Source organism: Streptococcus sp. 3874, assembly GCF_013276425.1.
Taxonomy (GTDB): domain Bacteria; phylum Bacillota; class Bacilli; order Lactobacillales; family Streptococcaceae; genus Streptococcus; species Streptococcus pseudopneumoniae.
Map to the genome: position 1 here is coordinate 1 of NZ_VMLA01000038.1, position 17,872 is coordinate 17,872.

Sequence of the window (17,872 nt, forward strand, 5' to 3'; positions counted from 1 at the left end):
TCGTTATTGGGCGGTTACATTTTACCCTAATAGCAATAGACAGTTAAAAAGCCCTGAAATCAGCTAAATTTCAAGGCTTTCTTTATATGCTATTGTATCAATTTACCTATTCTGATTTCTGTTGCTACTAGTTTAATTGTCATCCTTCAATACTTTCTAAATCTTTTAACTTAACCGAAACAATTTTTGAGACACCTGATTCTTGCATGGTCACTCCATAGATAGAATCAGCCGCTGCCATGGTTCCCTTACGGTGGGTTACGACGATGAACTGGCTGTCCTTGTCAAAGCGGTTGAGGTAATCCCCAAAACGTTTAACATTAGCTTCATCCAGCGCAGCTTCCACCTCATCCAAGATAACAAATGGAATAGTCTTGACACGAATAATGGAGAAGAGCAAGGCAAGAGCCGATAGAGCTTTTTCACCACCACTCATGAGGTTAAGCGACTGGATTTTCTTACCTGGAGGTTGAACAGAAATCTCCACACCAGCTGTTAAAAGGTCGCCCTCAGTCAATATCAAGTCTGCCTGACCTCCGCCAAACATCTGCTTGAAGGTCACTTTAAAGGACTCACGAATAGCCTCAAAGGTTGATTTAAAGCGTTCCTTAACCTCATCATTCATCTCTGTGATAGTCTCAAGAAGCAGATTTTTCGCTGACAAAATGTCATCTCGCTGGCTATTGAGGAAATCCAGACGGCTGTGAACTTCTTCGTACTGTTCAATAGCATCCAAATTGACAGGCCCCAGTGAGCGAATAGCCTTCTCTAAATCCTGCACCTCTTGCTCTGCCAGATTGAGGTTTTCCAATTCATGTGCCTTTTCTAGTGCTTCAGTATAGCTAATCTGATACTGGTCTGTTAATTGGCTTTGTAAATGGCGCAAACGCTCGCTGACCTTTTCTTTCTTGGCTTCAGCACGAGTTTGCTTGCGAATCCACTCTTCATTCTGCTGACGGGCCTGTTCCAAATGACTAGCAATATCATCCAGCTGACCTTCTATATCATCCAATTCAAACTGTTTGCGAATCAAACCTTGTTGGAGATTTGTTTTCTGAGTTTTGGCTTCTTCGGCCTGTTGACTGAGCAATTCTGTATCAACCTTCTCCAGATTATCAACCTTTTCTTGAAGAAGGCGCTGGATTTCCTCTTGTTCGATATTCAGATTATCCAATTCCTTGCCTAGACGGTCAATATCAGCCACTTCATAACGTTTTTGCCCTTGCAGTTCTGTCTTAAGCAGGCGAGCTTGCGCTAGCTCTTCCTGCAAGTTTTGATAGCGTTCTTGGATGGCGTTTTTATTAGACTTAATTTCTTCAATCTCAGCTTCCAGATTTTTCTTGTCACTGGCAATGGTAGCAAGGCGCTCTTGGCATTTTTCCTTATCTGCTTGCCAATCTCCGTCAGAAAGACGATCTAATTCCTCTTCTTGAAGTTTCCAAAGAGTTTCCAGTTCTTCAACTTGCTGACTGGTCTGCTGATAAGCAAGGGACAAGCCTTGTTCCTGAATACGTACCTGCTCTCCTTGATATTTGATAGCTTCTAATGATTCGGTCAATCTAGCCATCTGGTCTTGTAAGGTCTTCAAAGCCACTTCTTCTGAACGAAGACTTGCTTCTTCTTCAGCAATTTCTTTTTGTAATTGCTCCAGTTCTGGCTTGATGAAAATGCTGTTATTCTGGCGATTAGCTCCACCTGCATAGGAACCACCTGTACGCAACTCTGTCCCATCCAATGTCACCATGCGAACCTGATAACGAACTTGTCGAGCAGCTTCACGCGCATGTTCTACTGTATCAAAAATCGCTGTCGTAGCTAGTAAATTCTTGAAAATAGCTTCCAGTCTAGTATCGAATGTCACCAACTCATCTGCCATGCCCAGAAATCCCGGACTTGCAGCGATAGCATCTTGATTCTGACTAGAAATCGTACGCGCCTTGATCGTTGTCAACGGAAGGAAGGTTGCGCGACCAGCCCTGTTGCGCTTTAGGAAATCAATCGCCTTAGTCGCCGCGTTCTCATCCTCTACGATGATGTGCTGACTGCTTGCTCCAAGCGCAATCTCTAAGGCAGTTTGATAATGAACATCAAAGGTCAGGTGCTCACTAACTGCCCCAATAATCCCACCAAGGCGGTCTTTTTCTTGGAGAACACTCTTAACACCTGCATAAAAGTTACTATGATTTCTCAGGATATTTTCCAAACTTTGAGCTCTGGCCTGCTTGTTTTTGAGATTATCCAGACGGTCAAAGAGTTGACTTTGTTGAGCTTGATAGGAAGCTTTCTGCTCCTCTTGCTCCTTGGCAATAGCTTGGTAGTCGGCCAGTAATTTCTGAACCTGCTCCTTAGCAGATTCAAGCTCCGCCTTTTGCTGACTAGCCTTCTCTTTAGCTGTAGCCAGCTGTTCTTTCAGCTTTTCTAATTGATCTGCTTGTTTTTGAGAAAGCTGACGACTATTTTCCAACTCATTTTCGATGCGGGTCAACTGGTTTGAGACGTCTGCTTCTTCTTGTAAAAGCGCCACAAAGCGTTCACGTAGAAGCTCAATCATTTGATCAGGATCATCTGAAAAAGCCAGCAATTCAGCTTCTAAACGATTGAGTTTTTGATTATTTTGGACTAGATTTTCCTCTAAAAGTGCCAAAGAGCTTTCCTTATCAAATTTTTCTTTGCTGAGTGAATTTCTCTTATCCTCCAAAGCAGCCAAACGAGCTTGTGCTTCCTGTTGATTGAGGGCTACTTGCTCAGATTCTAATTTCGATAGGGCTAATTTTCTCTCTAAATCACTAATCAGACTGGTCAAATCCATCAAACTGCCTTGGTCTTTAGCCATTTCAGCCTGTAAATCTTGGCGTTGCTTCTTGAGATTCTGATTTTCTTCTTCTAATTTTTCACGCTTTTGGTAATAACTAGTCAAGAGTTCCTGAACCTGAGCCAACTCTTCTTCTGTCGAGTCTAGTTCAACCTTATTTTCCTTGATTTGAGCAACCAAAACATCTAAATAAATAGCCTTGCGTTGACCTTCCAAGTCTAAAAACTTACGGGCATTCTCAGCTTGCTTCTCAAGAGGCTTGATTTGATTATCCAACTCGTAGATAATGTCCTCTAAGCGGTCTAGATTATCCTGAGTTTGCTGCAGTTTACTCTCAGTTTCTTTTCGACGAGTCTTGTATTTTAAAACTCCAGCAGCTTCTTCAAAAATAGATCGTCGTTCCTCAGGCTTGGAATTAAAAATCTCCTCAACCTTCCCTTGGGAAATAATAGAGAAGGAATCTCGTCCCAATCCAGTATCCAAGAAGAGGTCATGAATATCACGCAGACGGACTTTCTTGCCGTCAATCTTGTATTCGCTATCTCCACTACGATAGATATGGCGTTCCACCCTGATTTCTTGACCTGCATCCTTGATAAATCCGTCATGATTATCCAGAGTCACAACTACAGAAGCATAATTGAGCGGTTTGCGACTTTCTGTTCCAGCAAAGATGACATCCGGCATCTTGCCCCCACGGAGACTCTTGACACTAGACTCCCCCAAAGCCCAACGCAGACTTTCTGTAATATTGGACTTTCCAGATCCATTTGGTCCAACAACCGCCGTCACACCTTGGTCAAAGACGACCTTGGTCTTGTCAGCAAAAGACTTGAATCCCTGAATTTCGATTTCCTTTAAATACATGAATCCAGCCCTTTCTCAACGGCATTTTTAGCAGCTTCCTGCTCTGCTAATTTTTTAGAACGACCTTGGCCTTGACCAATACTCTTACCTTCAACAAGAACTTCTACATCAAAAACCTTATCGTGGGCAGGCCCTGTTTCAGAAATCACCTGATAACGAATAGCTACATCCCCATTGACCTGAAGTAACTCTTGGAGATGGGTTTTGTAGTCTGTAATCATCTCAAACTCGCCTGCTTCAACCTTAGGAATCATGACTTGATAGATAAATTCCTTGACCTTGGCCACATCCTTATCCAAAAGGAGGGCACCAAGAAAGGCTTCAAAGGCATCACCAAGAATGGTGTCACGATTGCGACCACCAGATTTTTCTTCCCCTTTACCAAGTTTGATAAACTGATCAAACTGGCAATCACGCGCAAAACCAGCCAAACTCTCCTCACGGACAATCATGGCACGGAGTTTAGACAAGTCACCTTCAGGCTTTTTAGGATATTTTTTATACAGATATTCTGAAATCAATAACTGTAGAACAGCGTCTCCTAAAAATTCCAAGCGTTCATTGTGTGAAATTTTTAAGAGGCGGTGCTCATTGGCATAACTCGTATGAGTAAAGGCAGTTTCCAGTAACTTTTTGTCTACAAATTCGATTGCAAAATGGTTCTTTAGTACAGTTTGTAATTCTTTCATACCAACCTCTTTCTAACTGATAACAGTCCTTTTTATTATATCAAAAAAAGCCTCCTGAGTCACTCTAAAACGGAACTGGAGAGCATTTGGGAATTCTTTAAAAAGAGATTTTCAGTTTTTGGGTTAAACTTGGGTCAGAATCAAAACCACCAGTGTGAACTGGTGGTTTGTTCTGCGGCTATAAGCCGCTTCTACCGGCCAGGGCCAAAGGCCCACCGAAATAGCTTCCTCGCGCACCACTTTCCCGAGCAGGTGCTAAAGCACCTTAGTTACTTCCTCTTATTTATTTCGCCAGTAAACGGATCTACTGACTCGAATAACGTGAGCTGGTCTGCTACTCTGTCTTCTTGTAATTGATTCTGAATATATTCAGCTATCACTTTCTGATTACGGCCTACCGTATCTACATAATAGCCTCTACACCAAAACTTGCGATTGCCATATTTGTATTTTAAATTCGCATGCTTATCAAAAATCATCAAACTGCTCTTGCCCTTTAAATAGCCCATAAAGGACGAAACACTAAGTTTCGGAGGAATACTGATAAGCATGTGAATATGGTCTGAACAAGCATTCGCTTCATGGATTATTACACCCTTACGCTCACATAAGTCACGTATGATTCTTCCGATACTAGCTTTGTATCTGCCATAAATGATTTGACGACGATATTTGGGTGCAAAAACAATATGATATTTACAATTCCATGTGGTATGTGATAAACTTTGATTATCCTCTCTCATGAGGTACCTCCTGTATGATATGTTGTAGTGGCGGAGAAACCACTTCTATCTTATCATTTTAGGAGGTTCTTTTTGTTACCACGCTAAAAGCTCTATGGAACCACTAGCATAGCTAGTGGTTTTCGGGAGACAACAATAAAGAAAAAAGCCCTATTAAAGGCTTTTTAGGATGTTTACATCCACCCTGAGGGAATCGAACCCCCATCTCAAGAACCGGAATCTTACGTGATATCCATTACACTAAGGGTGGAAACTTGTTTTATTATAACAGAAATTTGCTCTAATAACAAGTTTTTTTCTGGCCAAATAGCCCGTCTTAGTGGGAAGCATCCCCATTCCAGATTGAGTTTTTCACGATAACATAATCAACGTGTTTAAGGTCAGCAACCTGACGTCCACCTGCATAAGAAATAGCACTTTGAAGATCTTGTTCCATCTCAGTTAAAGTGTCTTGCAGATGACCTTTTGCAGGAAGTAAGATGCGTTTGCCCTCCACGTTCTGATAAGCACCTTTTTGATATTGTGAGGCTGAACCATAGTATTCTTTGAATTGTTCACCATCGACTTCAATCGTTTTCCCTGGACTTTCGATGTGTCCTGCAAAGAGGGAACCAATCATGACCATGCTAGCACCGAAGCGGATAGACTTGGCAATATCACCATGAGTACGAATTCCTCCATCAGCGATAATCGGTTTACGGGCAGCCTTGGCACACCAGCGTAGAGCAGCCAACTGCCAACCACCTGTACCAAAACCAGTCTTAACCTTGGTGATACAAACCTTACCAGGACCAATTCCGACCTTAGTAGCATCCGCACCAGCATTTTCCAATTCACGCACAGCTTCTGGTGTTCCCACATTTCCTGCAATAACAAAAGTATCTGGTAATTCTTTCTTGATGTGTTGAATCATAGAAATCACGCTATCCGCATGACCATGGGCAATATCAATCGTGATGTACTCAGGAGCATCAGCCTTGAGCTGGCTAACAAAATCATACTCATAGTCCTTAACACCGACAGAGATAGAGGCAATAAGCCCTTGCTCATGCATTCGTTTAATAAAAGGAATGCGTCCTGCCTCATCAAAACGGTGCATAATGTAGAAGTAACCACCTTTAGCCAGTTGCTCTGCTACATTTTCATCCAAAATCGTCTGCATATTAGCTGGCACAACAGGTAGTTTAAAGGTGTGATTTCCTAAAGTGACACTTGTATCCGCTTCTGCACGGCTTTTAATCACACATTTATTTGGAATCAATTGAATATCTTCGTAATCAAAAATGGGAAATTCATTTAACATATCGATGTCTCGTTTCTTTTGTAATGACCTACCTATGCTCTCGCATCACTACGCCTTTTCCGACGTTTCCTTAATCAATTATAAAACAAAGTAAGGTTTTTGTCAAATTATTTTATAAATTAAAATATATCGTTCGGTTTTTATTGTGTAAATAACAAAAGAAAGGAGAGATTATTATCTCCCCAGTTCTTTAGTAATATTACTTTTAAATATTTCTTCGGAGTTTTCCAGCATTTCACAAAATTCACGATAAGATGAAGACTTCTGAGGAATTTGGATAGACCATTTCTTCAACAAAGCTCCATAACCTGCTAGCTTTCCTATCTCATTATCAACAACCTTGTCCTTGCTCGGAAAAACAAGACCAGCCTTCTCAGCTTTTAAAATATAAGAATAGGAAATCAACTGGAACAAGTCCTCACGGTTAATTCCTTTTTCAGTATCTTCAAGCTTTTTATATTTAGCGTCTAACATAATTTTTAAATCTCTATTATAGAAATCTGGATAAACTTTTCGTTCTCGACTAGAAAATACTGAAATTCCGTCCGTCTTATCTTTATTTCGTGGATGGATGAAACCTTTTGGCAACAAGGTGTAAACATACTCTTCCCAAAGCCAGGCAACATCAAAGAGAATACCATAGATTTTTTGATCTTGATACCCTAAACCGTGCTTTTCTTGGTTTAGGATCATCAGACAAAGTTCTTGTAACTTTCTGTACTCGTGAAAGTATGCATGACGTATAGGTTTAGATTGATTTCCCCGAATAATCTTAGCACGATCAGCTAGTTTATAAGAGGGCGTTACACGCACGATTTCAGATACGTTTTCACGACTAGTTGAGAGATTATCTAGTACCCCTTGACCAATGCTTTTCTGATTCTTAATGTATTCAATAGTGTGACGGACCAACTGCATGAGGGGATTATCATAGGTGAACTCTCTCGTTGTGTAGGCAATATTTCCCGTGAAAGGAAGATTTTTCTTGAGATTGCTTCTTACATCAATCACTCCCTTAACATGACTGTCGTTATGAGAAAATCGATGATATTCCTTATAAAGACCTTTTCGAATAGCAGCTTGTAGATACTTGGGGAAGAGATACATCAAAAGTTGATAAAGCCTCTCTTCACGAGACAAAGCAACATCTAAACTAGTGAGATTGATATGAAGAACCTTTTGTAAAAGATAATGCAAAAAATGGTCATTACTCTCATTAGAAAAGCGAGAGGAAATCGTTAATCTTTCCTGACCACACCCCAGAAAACCAATCACATTCCCAGTCTTGATTTTCTGGTTAACTGTTTCAAAAATCTTTTGGTCCTTATCCAAATCAGGAGTATGAGTCAAATCATTTGGAAAAATGAAAACACGTTCATATTGGGATAGACTTTCCAAGGTTCTGTCTAAAAGAAGATTGCTTAGTTTAGGATATTCTTCAACAAATTCTTCTTTAACAATCTTGTGCTGATTATCAGTGATCCGCATCATCGTTTTCATCGCCTTCATTGTCATCAGCTACTACCTGATCTTTTTGCTCATTCTTTGTCAGATCAAATGCCTTTTTTAAAGTTTCCAGAGTTTCAACCTCGTCATAAGAACCACGTAGATAATCTTCCAAAAGTGGTTTGAGGTAATCAGACCAGAGTAATTCATAGTCAAAATCTACATCCTTCAACTTTAGGAAATAACTTGGTCCAATATGATAATGACTGTTTAATTCCTGAACGTTTTCTATAGAAGTATTCAAGTTTCTTAGACGAGTTTTTGCTTCTTCTGCATGGATATTCAGCTCTTTATCCAACATTTCAACCTGACTCTCGGCAGTAACTTCAACAAAGCGGAAGCGACGGCGCATAGCAAAATCAAAGGTGTCCACTGAGCGGTCAATATCATTCATGGTTCCGATGATATAGACATTTTCAGGGATATAAAATTTCTCATCAGTCTCATGTAAATTAGCATACTGGGTAGATACACTTCCCTTTTCACCACGATAGCCAGGGTCAATAGAAAAAAAGAGTTCTCCAAAAATCTTAGAAATCTCACCACGGTTGATTTCATCAATGATAAAGACGAATTTTTTGTCTGTATCAATTGTTGGAAACACATAATCACATAAGCCATAACTTTCTTTCATGTGATCTAAAACGATTTTTTGATAAGTTTCGTACTTTAACTTAGTCTCCTCACCCTTGTACAAAAGATACACTTTTTCTTTGGTAGCAACAGGAGAATCAAACTTCACATTCCCTTGACTATTTAAACTGGCTGGAACCGAACTACGAGGGAAGAAGTATTGTCCTTGCTTTTCATTGATAGCATCCGTTAGCTTAGCCCACGTTTCTTCAAAATTATCTTGTCCTCCAGTTTTCTGAGCTTCTTTCGCTTTCTGACAGAACTTCTTAAAAATACCGTCTTGAGGCTTAAATCCAATAGATCCATCCACATTTGATACCGGTCTCAAACCCTCTACAAAATCCGTATAATCATAAGATGGGTGAAACTGTACAAAGCCGATTTGGTCTTCGTTGCCATCCGTTAATTCTTTAGCAATTTCTTTAGTAAGGTAAGTTTTTCCTGTGCCAGGAGCACCGCGGAGGATGAGGTTTTTGGATGATAGTAAAATATTTTTATACTCGTTGATATTTTCTAACATGTTTACATCTTTCTTCTCTTTTTTCACATAGAAACTAGTAAAATTGTCGTAAAACTCTTTTAAAATATCATTAGGTTCCGCGGTTGATTCCAATTCTAAATCTTTGACAAGGTATTTATAACCTAAATCTTCATCTTGATTATTACTGTACCATTTTACTATTTTAAATTCTGTGAGTTTAAATCTCTGAAAACCACATCTTATATTTATCCATGAGTTATCAATGTCACTCAATCGATAACCAAAATAAGGTGATTTAATATATCCATTACCACTCCTTGGACCAAAATGACCTGTGTTAAGCATTTCAACTTTGTATGGAATACCTTCGATGGTTAGAGCAGGATAAATATGTTCAGCTCCATCTAATTTTTGAGAACGTTTCATTTCTATATCTTTCGAATTATAGATATTTGATTGATTCACAAATTTAGACAAAAATTCTCTGAAGACTTTATAACACTCTGAGTTAGTTCCAGTTTTTACAAACTCATAAGATTTATTTATAAAAGGTAAAATCTCGTCTAATGAATTTTCGTCCTTAATAAAATACTCAGCATCAAGTGTCCAACCAAATGAATCAGGCTTCTTATCAAATATCAAAAAATCTGAATCACGAAGACTTTTGGAGAGAATGGCAATCTTTATTCCTTTATTCCGAAAATTAATCTCTATAAAGTTTTGTAACTTCCCTTTCATATTTTTAACCTGAAAAGAAATATAACTTTTTGTTTGATTTTCAATTGCATCTGGGAATTCTTTTTTTATTCTATCAATAAAAGTTGATTCAGATATCATAATGCTTTACCTCGCTTATTAAATGATTATTAAAGGTTCTAAATATTATTTGTTAGTTTAAATATTTTTAATAACTATCTTAACACACATTTCACATATAGAATATCACATCTATATAAAAAAGAAAAGAAATTATAAATAAAAAGTCCAGTGTCAGGAGCTTCAATGTCTCATAACACTAGACTTCTTTTAAATATTAATAATACTCGCCCTGACGATAGTCCCATGAGTTAAAGGTGTCTGACAGATGCATCATAATCTTATCAATATCAAGCCCTTTGCGGATTACAACTGGAGCTGGTGAAGTTGAGCGAGCTCCCCCTTGTTCTGGGATGAGTTTGCCGTCTTTATCCACCATAGACACCATCACACCTTGCTCGTAGCGTGTTTCAATCGTTTTGTCAGGCTGGATTGATGCCACATAGTCGTCTGCCTCGATAACAAGGTCAACTGCCCCTTCGATTCGTTCTCCGATACCTTCCACCTTACCGCGGTTTCCTTTTCCAGATGGGTTAGCTGATGAGGCATATACCATCTTGCCTTCTTCCCAAAGCTTGGCAGCTAATTGTTCACCAGCTTTCCCAAATTTGATAACGAAACAGCTAGTACCACGCACGTCAGTCATGAGTTCTTCACGACCATCACCGTATGCTTTGAGTTTCTCAAAGGCTTCTGGTTTCCAAGGAAGGATACAACCAAGAAGAATATCTTCATCCCAATGTTTTTGGTAGAAGGCTTCAATTTCTGGGTTAAGTTGTGCTAAAGCACGAAGCTCATCCATGCTACCGCAGAGAACAACACCTGGTTTGTTACGGTTACGCTCTTTGGCTTCAAACTTACGTTCAAGACCAGCCTTATCGCTAGTCATGATGATGTAACCAACTTTAGTAGGGCAAACGATACATCCGCCCTCACCTTTTAAAATGTCATATCCTTCTTGTGAAAGTGTTCCCTTCCATTGAATGTGTTTTGTCATAGTTCTATTTCCTTTTCTATTTTTCTTCTAATCCTGCCAGTAGGCTGGTCGTTGTTTTTCATAAGCAGCAATCAAATCTTCATACTGCAAGGTAATACCAATATCATCCAAACCATTTAAGAGTTTGTGTTTCCATTCGCTATCAATTTCAAACGTGAATTCTCCAACTGGTGAGATGATTTTTTGTTGTTCCAAGTCCACAGTTACCTGGTCACTTGGTTGTAGCTGAGCTAGTTTCTCTCTAACCTCTCTGGGCTGAACAATAGGCAACATACCATTATTGAGTTCATTATTGTAATGAATATCACCGAAAGACCCCGCAATCACGACCTTAAAACCATAGTCCGCTAGAGCCCAAGCAGCGTGTTCCCTCGAAGACCCTGCGCCGAAGTTATCCCCTGAAATGAGAATACTGGCTTTGCGATATTCAGGTCTATTAAAGACAAAGTCTGGATCCTCAGTATACTTATCGTCCAAATATCTCCAAGCATACATAAGGTACTTACCAAAGCCTTTTTTATCAATTAACTTGAGAAACTGCTTGGGTAGGATTTGGTCGGTGTCGATGTTATCATTCATAAGAGGAACGGTCGTTCCTGTATAAACTGTGAATTTCTCCATATCCTCTCCTTACTGGGTCTCTGGCATTTGCCGAACATCTACAAAGCGCCCTGCAATAGCTGCTGCTGCTGCCATGGCTGGACTGCAGAGGTGGGTCTTAGCACCAAACCCCTGTCTGTCTTCAAAGTTGCGGTTGCTTGTTGAGGCGCAGTGAACGCCATCTGGAACCTTATCAGGATTCATCCCTAGGCACATAGAGCAACCTGGGTCTCTCCACTCAAAACCAGCATCTAGAAAGACCTTGTCCAAGCCCAACTTCTCAGCCGCTCGTTTGACAGGACGAGAGCCTGGAACCACGATAGCCGTTAAGTTAGGAGCTATTTTCTTTCCTTTGACAAATCGCGCAGCCAGTTGCAAGTCACTGAGACGAGCATTGGTACAAGAACCGATAAAGATATAGCCTAGTTCAATATCCGCTGGCTTTTGACCTGGTTCCAAGTCCATGTAGTTGTAGGCTCGCTCATCATTCATGTCCTTAATTTCTGGGAAGCTACTGTCAAAGTCAACACCCATAGCAGGATTGGTCCCCCAGGTCACCATGGGAGCCAAGTCTGAGACATCCATCTGGATAACCTTATCGTAAACAGCATCCTCATCACTGACAATTGTTTTCCAATCAGCCACAGCCTCTTCAAAGTCCTCTGGAACACACTCCCGTCCCTTGAGATAATCATAGGTGGTTTGATCCGGATTCATGATTCCCATCTTAGATCCAAACTCGATGGACATATTGCAGATGGTCATTCGCTCTTCCATGCTCAGTGCATCAATCGCTTGTCCACGATATTCCACAACGTAGCCGACACCGCAAGCAACGCCGTACTTGGCAATCAGAGCGAGAATGAAATCCTTGGAATAAACTCCTTTTTGAGGAACACCTGTAAATTCCACCAGCATTTTCTTGGGTTTGACCTGCCAGAGGGTCTGTGTCGCAAAGACATGTTCGACCTCACTGGTCCCAATCCCAAAGGCGATAGCTCCGAAAGCCCCGTGGGTTGCTGTGTGGCTATCTCCACAGACGATGAATTTCCCTGGTTGGGTTCGTCCTGTTTCTGGACCAACCATGTGAACAATTCCTTGTTTTTCAGAACCATGGGCCGCATGTTCAATCCCAAACTCCTCAACATTTTCAGCCAGCTTATCAATTTGAGCCTTAGAAATCACATCTCGAATATCGTAGATATTGACCGTCGGGACATTGTGGTCAAATGTTCCAAATGTCAAGTCTGGTCGTCTCAATCTGCGCCCTGCATCTCGCAAACCTTGAAAAGCCTGAGGGCTGGTCACTTCATGAATATAGTGCTGATCCACATACATGAGTTGGGGCTGCCCCTCTTCTCCTGTGATGACATGACGGTCCCATAATTTATCAAAAATCGATTTTCCTGCCATCTATTACCTCCAAATAACATATAAGGCTACTAGTGTAGTCACCATCCCAAGAAACCAAACTGTTTTAAAGTACCATTTTCGAGTCTTGTGGTGAAAAGTGATTCCTGCTAACCAGGCACCAAAACCACCACAAGTAAAGGCTAAAATGAGTAAGATTTTCTCTGGGATGCGCCAAGCTCTTCTCCTTGCCTTAGATTTGTCAATACCATAAATCAAGAAAACCATGACATTCCAAATTAAAAGGACTAGAGTAATTTTTTCGTCTAACTTCATAACCTTGCAATAATAGCTTCTGTCATTTCCCTGGTAGAAGCCTGTCCCCCTATATCTCTTGTTAAAACACCAGCCGCCAAACTTGCTTCAACAGCACGCTCAATACGCTCTGCATCCTCATAACGACCAAAACTATCTCTCAACATCATGGCCACTGATAAAATCATGGAGATAGGATTTGCAATGCCTTGACCAGCAATATCAGGAGCTGAACCGTGAATAGGTTCATAGAGACTTGGACCCTTTTCAGAGTGACTGGCTGATGGCATAACCCCAAGTGTGCCAGATAGAACGCTTGATTCATCAGAGAGAATATCTCCAAAAAGATTCTCCGTTACAATAACATCAAACTTAGCAGGATTGGTAATCATAAGCATGGCAGCTGAGTCCACCAGCTGGTGTTCCAAAGTCACATCTGGGAAATCCTGTGCGACCTTCTCAGCTACTCTTCTCCAGAGTTTTGATGTCGCCAAAACATTTTGTTTATCGATGCTGGTAACGGTTTTTCTGCGATTTCTTGCAATTTCAAAGACTTTGCGAATAATCCGCTCCACTTCCTCATAGCTATAGTCGTTGATATCACGCGCTTTGCGCTCTTCAAGGATATGATCTCCAAAGTAAATCCCGCCTGTCAACTCACGCACCACGACAAAGTCTACACCAGCAATTCGTTCCGGTTTGAGTGGTGACAAATGCTTGAGACTGTCAAAGATTTTTACAGGGCGAATATTAGCGTAAAGATTGAGTTCCTTACGGAGAACCAGCAAACCTTGTTCAGGCCGAACCGCTGCTCCATCATACTGAGGACTACCGATAGCCGCTAGGAGAATGGCATCTGCTTCACGACATACCTTGAGGGTTTCATCAGGTAAGGGATGCCCTGCTGCATCAATACCTGCACCTCCGAAGGGTCGTCTGTCAACCTCATAGTCAAAATCTGTTTTTTCAGCTAGAGCCTCCAGGACTTCTAAACCAGCCTCCATGATTTCTGGGCCAATTCCGTCCCCTGCTAGAACTACTATTTTATTTGCCATAGCATTCTCCTTTACACACTCGGCATGTCGCGGTAAGAAACACTGCGTCCCATCTCACCAGCATTCTCTTTTTGAACAAAGGTATTAGCGTTTATATAGGCAATAGCCGAAGCCTTCAACACATCGAAATCAAGACCTGCTGCGTTAAATATGGTCTCTGTATCTCTGTTTTCAACAGTGACCAAAACCCGAGCTTGGGCATCGATTCCATCCGTTACCGCATCAATGGTATAGGACACCAAGCGAACGGATTGGTTAAAGAACTTGTCGATAGCGTTAAAGATCGCTTCAACGGAACCTTGACCTGTCGCATTAAATTCGACCTTCTCACCATCCATATTGGCTAGGCTAACGAGCGCTTCAATGTCATTATCTGCATGGGTTTGAAGTTGTAAATCATCAAAATGGAAGCCTTCTGGATTTTCAACCATGGTTCCAGCTACCAGCGCACGAATATCTGCATCTGTGATTTCTTGTTTCTTGTCGGCCAGTGCCTTGAACTTAGCAAAGAGTGGTTTGATATCCTCTTCTGTAAAATCTAGGGCTAGTTCTCTCAGCTTCTCAACGAAGGCATGGCGACCAGACAATTTTCCAAGCGGAAGACTATTACTCTTAACACCAACCAATTCAGGGGTGATAATCTCATAAGTGAGAGGATTTTTAAGAACTCCATCTTGGTGAATACCAGATTCATGAGAAAAAGCATTACCACCAACCACAGCCTTGTTTTTAGGAACTGGAATTCCTGAGAAGCGAGAAACCATTTCTGACGTATTGATGGTCTCATTTAGGACAATACTGGTTTCTGCTTGGTAGTAATCTTGGCGAATATTGAGAGTAACTGCTATTTCTTCCAAAGAAGCATTTCCAGCTCTCTCACCAATACCGTTGATAGTTCCTTCAACACGTCCTGCACCATTCTTGACAGCAGCAAGGCTATTTGCCACTGCCATTCCAAGGTCATCGTGGCAGTGAGGCGAATAGATAATCTGACGATCCGTCTTGACATTCTCAATCAAGTATTTGAAGATAGCACCGTACTCCTCTGGCGTGGTAAATCCAACCGTATCAGGGATATTGATATAAGACGCCCCTGCATCAACCGCTGTTTGAACAACTTGCAAGAGGAAATCCAACTCTGTTCTAGTCGCATCCTCAGGAGAGAATTCGACCACTTCAAACTTAGAACGGGCATAAGAAACATGCTCCTTAATAGCTTCCAAAATCTCTTCCTTGCTCTTATTGAGCTTATACTTACGATGAATGGGACTGGTAGCGATAAAGACGTGAACTTGTGGATACTTGGCGTCCTTGAGGGCTTCATAACAAGCATCAATATCAGACTTGACAGAGCGTGCCAAACCAGTCACCGCTGTTTTCTTCAAGACTTTAGCAATCTCCTGCACTGCTGTGAATGAATCAGGACTCGCCGCCGGAAAACCGGCTTCAATGGCTGAAATCCCCCATTTCTCCAGCTGCCTTGCAATGGCAATTTTTTCCTTGATTGAAAAATTAACACCGGGTGTCTGCTCTCCATCCCGAAGGCTGGTATCTAGAAATTCAACTGTTCGCATAAGATTTCCCCTTTTCCAAATGTGATTTTTAAAAAAACATCTCGCTCAGAAACCCAAGCGAGATGTTGATTTACTCCCGCTTGGTAAGCCAAACAGGACTAATGCTTTTTGCACTAGCCCGAGTACCTCAACAACAAAGCGAATTGATTAAACTTAGCTGTTTTCATGTTTGACTTTCTCCTTCGTTTGATATCTTGTTAAGTATTTTAGCATAGGCAAAAGCACTTGTCAAGAAAAAATCAAATATTTTCTGAAAATTTCTTCAGTATAGAATATTTAGCTAATTGAAAGTTCTTGAAAATCCTTGAAATATTTCATTTTTTAGAAGTTAAATTCCAACTTTTTTCTATCAATTCCAGTACCATTTCATCTGACAAAGTATCATCAAAAGCCACACTAATCCAGTAGCGTTTGTTCATATGAAAAGCTGGATAAATGTCCTTTTGTGAAAGCAGGTCCACTACTTGATCATGTTTGAGATTGACTGCTTCGACTAGACCTTCTCTACCCTTTTCCAGCTTATCCCAAGAGATTTTCATCAAGACGGCATACCACTTTTTATTGCCTTCATGTCTTAACACTGCCGTATCAGGCGATTTCTCCCACAAATACTCCAACTGATTACCATACTTTTCCTGAACTTGAGTCATGATTCGTTTAGTCTGAGGGCAGATAAAATCCTGTACCTCAAAACAAGCCTTCCGAATCTGGTAAAGAATCTCCAAACAAGCCTCACGGACACTTGCAACAAAACTCCCTGTCATACTTTGCATATGGACTTGAGGATAGAGGTCGCCCGTTTCCTGATCAAAGACTTGAAAACTCACATTATCAGCAGTGATGGACACAGTCATGACAAAGTCACCCTGCAAAATCTGGCAACTATAGGTCCAGACTCCCCCATTTTTTGCAAAACCATAGGCATGAGCTTTTTCTTTATTAAACTGATAGGATTTAAAAATTTCAAACATAAGTGAAAACTGCTACCCAAAGCTAGCAGTTCCTTTCTATTTTTTAAAAGACAACCTTGGTTCCGTGCAATTGTGTCACACCTAGCTGGTTGATAAAGGTTTGACGGTTGTCCAAGTCAATCCCCCCGCCTGGTAAAATTTCAATTTTACCTTTAGCATGTTCCAAAATTCTGTGATAGTGAGCCAAACGTTTTTCTAAGGAGTCACCAGACACACCAGCACGAGTTAGGATACGAGTGACACCGGCTTGGCTGAGCCAGTCAATAGCCTCCAACTGCTCTTCATCACTCAATTCATCAAAGGCCATGTGGAAGACAATTTCCATTCCTTTTGATGCAGCAATTAACTTTTCAAGATTAGGCTTATCCAACTTCTTATCAGCAGTTAAAGCCCCAAATACAACCCCTTGACTTCCAGCCTGAGCAGTCAACCGAATGTCTTCTAGCATAATAGCAATTTCCATATCATTATAGACAAAGTCGCCACCACGTGGACGAATCATGGTCATGATGGTCGTATCGTAGTTAGCTGCCAATTCAACTGCTGCCTTGGTCACTCCATAGCTGGGTGTTGTTCCTCCCACTGCTAGATTATCACAGAGTTCGATTCGACGAGCTCCAGCCTGCATCGCTTTTTCAAGCAAGGTCACATTTTCAGCACAAAATTCGTAAATCATTTGCTTCTCCTTGAGTATTACTTTGAATTTATTATATCATATTATTGTGAATATGCTTTCAATTTTATCAAGGGAAATAGTTACAAATTTTACTTATTCTTTGTCTGGAATAACCTTAAAGAGATAATAGGTGATAAAGATGGTCAAAGCACCCAGACTGATTTTGACTGGTAAGAGAGGGGCAAAATAAATGGAAATTCCCATCAAGATGTAGATAGAAACGATGATTTTTTTCTTACGTTCACGCGCAATGGACTTTGTTTCTCGAAAATCAGCTACATATGCTTGATAGAGCTTGGTATGATAAAGCCAATCTTCGAAGCGCTTGGAACTTCTGGAGAAACAAGCAATAGACAACAAAAGGAAAGGCGTTGTCGGCAACAAGGGTAAAACTACCCCAACAATAGCCAAGGCCAGTGATAAAAAACCAATTATCAGATAGATAAGACGCATAACTTCTCCTAGTTAAAATAATCTTCTTCTA

Annotated in this window: 15 protein-coding genes and 1 tRNA gene; all 16 read right to left on the minus strand. The window is 40.8% G+C overall.

From position 1 onward, the window contains the following. Positions 1-139: 139 nt before the first annotated feature. Complete coding sequence (gene smc / locus HT703_RS04380; RefSeq protein WP_054392645.1) at positions 140-3,679, minus strand: chromosome segregation protein SMC; 3,540 nt, start codon at positions 3,677-3,679, stop codon at positions 140-142. After that, positions 3,670-4,368: a ribonuclease III gene (gene rnc, locus HT703_RS04385; protein ID WP_172929949.1), complete on the minus strand. Its 699-nt coding sequence runs from the start codon at positions 4,366-4,368 to the stop codon at positions 3,670-3,672. The genes smc and rnc overlap by 10 nt, the downstream gene beginning before the upstream one ends. A 269-nt stretch (positions 4,369-4,637) precedes the next feature. Further along, positions 4,638-5,111 carry an IS200/IS605-like element ISSpn6 family transposase gene (gene tnpA, locus HT703_RS04390; RefSeq protein ID WP_001206386.1) on the minus strand — a complete coding sequence of 158 codons (474 nt, stop codon included), beginning with the start codon at positions 5,109-5,111 and terminating at the stop codon, positions 4,638-4,640. A gap of 178 nt (positions 5,112-5,289) precedes the next feature. Further along, positions 5,290-5,361, minus strand: a tRNA-Arg gene (locus HT703_RS04395). A 66-nt stretch (positions 5,362-5,427) separates the two neighbouring features. Beyond that, entirely contained in the window at positions 5,428-6,414 is a 987-nt protein-coding gene (locus tag HT703_RS04400) for a GMP reductase (protein ID WP_172929950.1), read from the minus strand. 174 nt (positions 6,415-6,588) lie between these two features. Continuing rightward, on the minus strand, positions 6,589-7,902 hold the full coding sequence (locus HT703_RS04405) for an McrC family protein (RefSeq protein WP_171043140.1): 1,314 nt from the start codon (positions 7,900-7,902) through the stop codon (positions 6,589-6,591). Next, positions 7,889-9,871 carry an AAA family ATPase gene (locus HT703_RS04410; RefSeq protein ID WP_138707191.1) on the minus strand — a complete coding sequence of 661 codons (1,983 nt, stop codon included), beginning with the start codon at positions 9,869-9,871 and terminating at the stop codon, positions 7,889-7,891. The genes HT703_RS04405 and HT703_RS04410 overlap by 14 nt, the downstream gene beginning before the upstream one ends. A gap of 196 nt (positions 9,872-10,067) precedes the next feature. Continuing rightward, a complete protein-coding gene (locus tag HT703_RS04415) occupies positions 10,068-10,847 on the minus strand; it encodes a Sua5/YciO/YrdC/YwlC family protein (protein WP_000160496.1) in 780 nt (259 codons plus the stop codon). A 27-nt stretch (positions 10,848-10,874) separates the two neighbouring features. Continuing rightward, positions 10,875-11,468, minus strand: coding sequence for a 3-isopropylmalate dehydratase small subunit (gene leuD, locus HT703_RS04420; RefSeq protein WP_000410625.1), 594 nt, complete (start codon positions 11,466-11,468; stop codon positions 10,875-10,877). 9 nt (positions 11,469-11,477) lie between these two features. Beyond that, positions 11,478-12,860 carry a 3-isopropylmalate dehydratase large subunit gene (leuC, locus tag HT703_RS04425; protein WP_023936515.1) on the minus strand — a complete coding sequence of 461 codons (1,383 nt, stop codon included), beginning with the start codon at positions 12,858-12,860 and terminating at the stop codon, positions 11,478-11,480. A 3-nt stretch (positions 12,861-12,863) separates the two neighbouring features. Beyond that, the gene (locus tag HT703_RS04430) at positions 12,864-13,133 is read right to left on the minus strand and encodes a DUF1294 domain-containing protein (protein WP_023936517.1); all 270 of its coding nucleotides are present in this window, start codon (positions 13,131-13,133) and stop codon (positions 12,864-12,866) included. Then, positions 13,130-14,167, minus strand: a complete 1,038-nt coding sequence (leuB, locus tag HT703_RS04435; protein WP_023936519.1) for a 3-isopropylmalate dehydrogenase — start codon at positions 14,165-14,167, stop codon at positions 13,130-13,132. Before leuB ends, HT703_RS04430 begins: the two co-directional genes overlap by 4 nt. 11 nt (positions 14,168-14,178) lie before the next feature. Continuing rightward, the gene (locus HT703_RS04440; protein ID WP_054392648.1) at positions 14,179-15,741 is read right to left on the minus strand and encodes a 2-isopropylmalate synthase; all 1,563 of its coding nucleotides are present in this window, start codon (positions 15,739-15,741) and stop codon (positions 14,179-14,181) included. A 314-nt stretch (positions 15,742-16,055) separates the two neighbouring features. Next, complete coding sequence (locus HT703_RS04445) at positions 16,056-16,712, minus strand: MmcQ/YjbR family DNA-binding protein (protein ID WP_054392650.1); 657 nt, start codon at positions 16,710-16,712, stop codon at positions 16,056-16,058. Positions 16,713-16,755: 43 nt separating this feature from the next. Then, entirely contained in the window at positions 16,756-17,388 is a 633-nt protein-coding gene (locus HT703_RS04450; RefSeq protein WP_172929951.1) for a copper homeostasis protein CutC, read from the minus strand. 93 nt (positions 17,389-17,481) lie between these two features. Next, positions 17,482-17,841 (minus strand): YbaN family protein, encoded by a 360-nt coding sequence (locus tag HT703_RS04455; RefSeq protein ID WP_054392652.1) that lies wholly within the window; start codon positions 17,839-17,841, stop codon positions 17,482-17,484. Between the last annotated feature and the right edge of the window lie 31 nt (positions 17,842-17,872).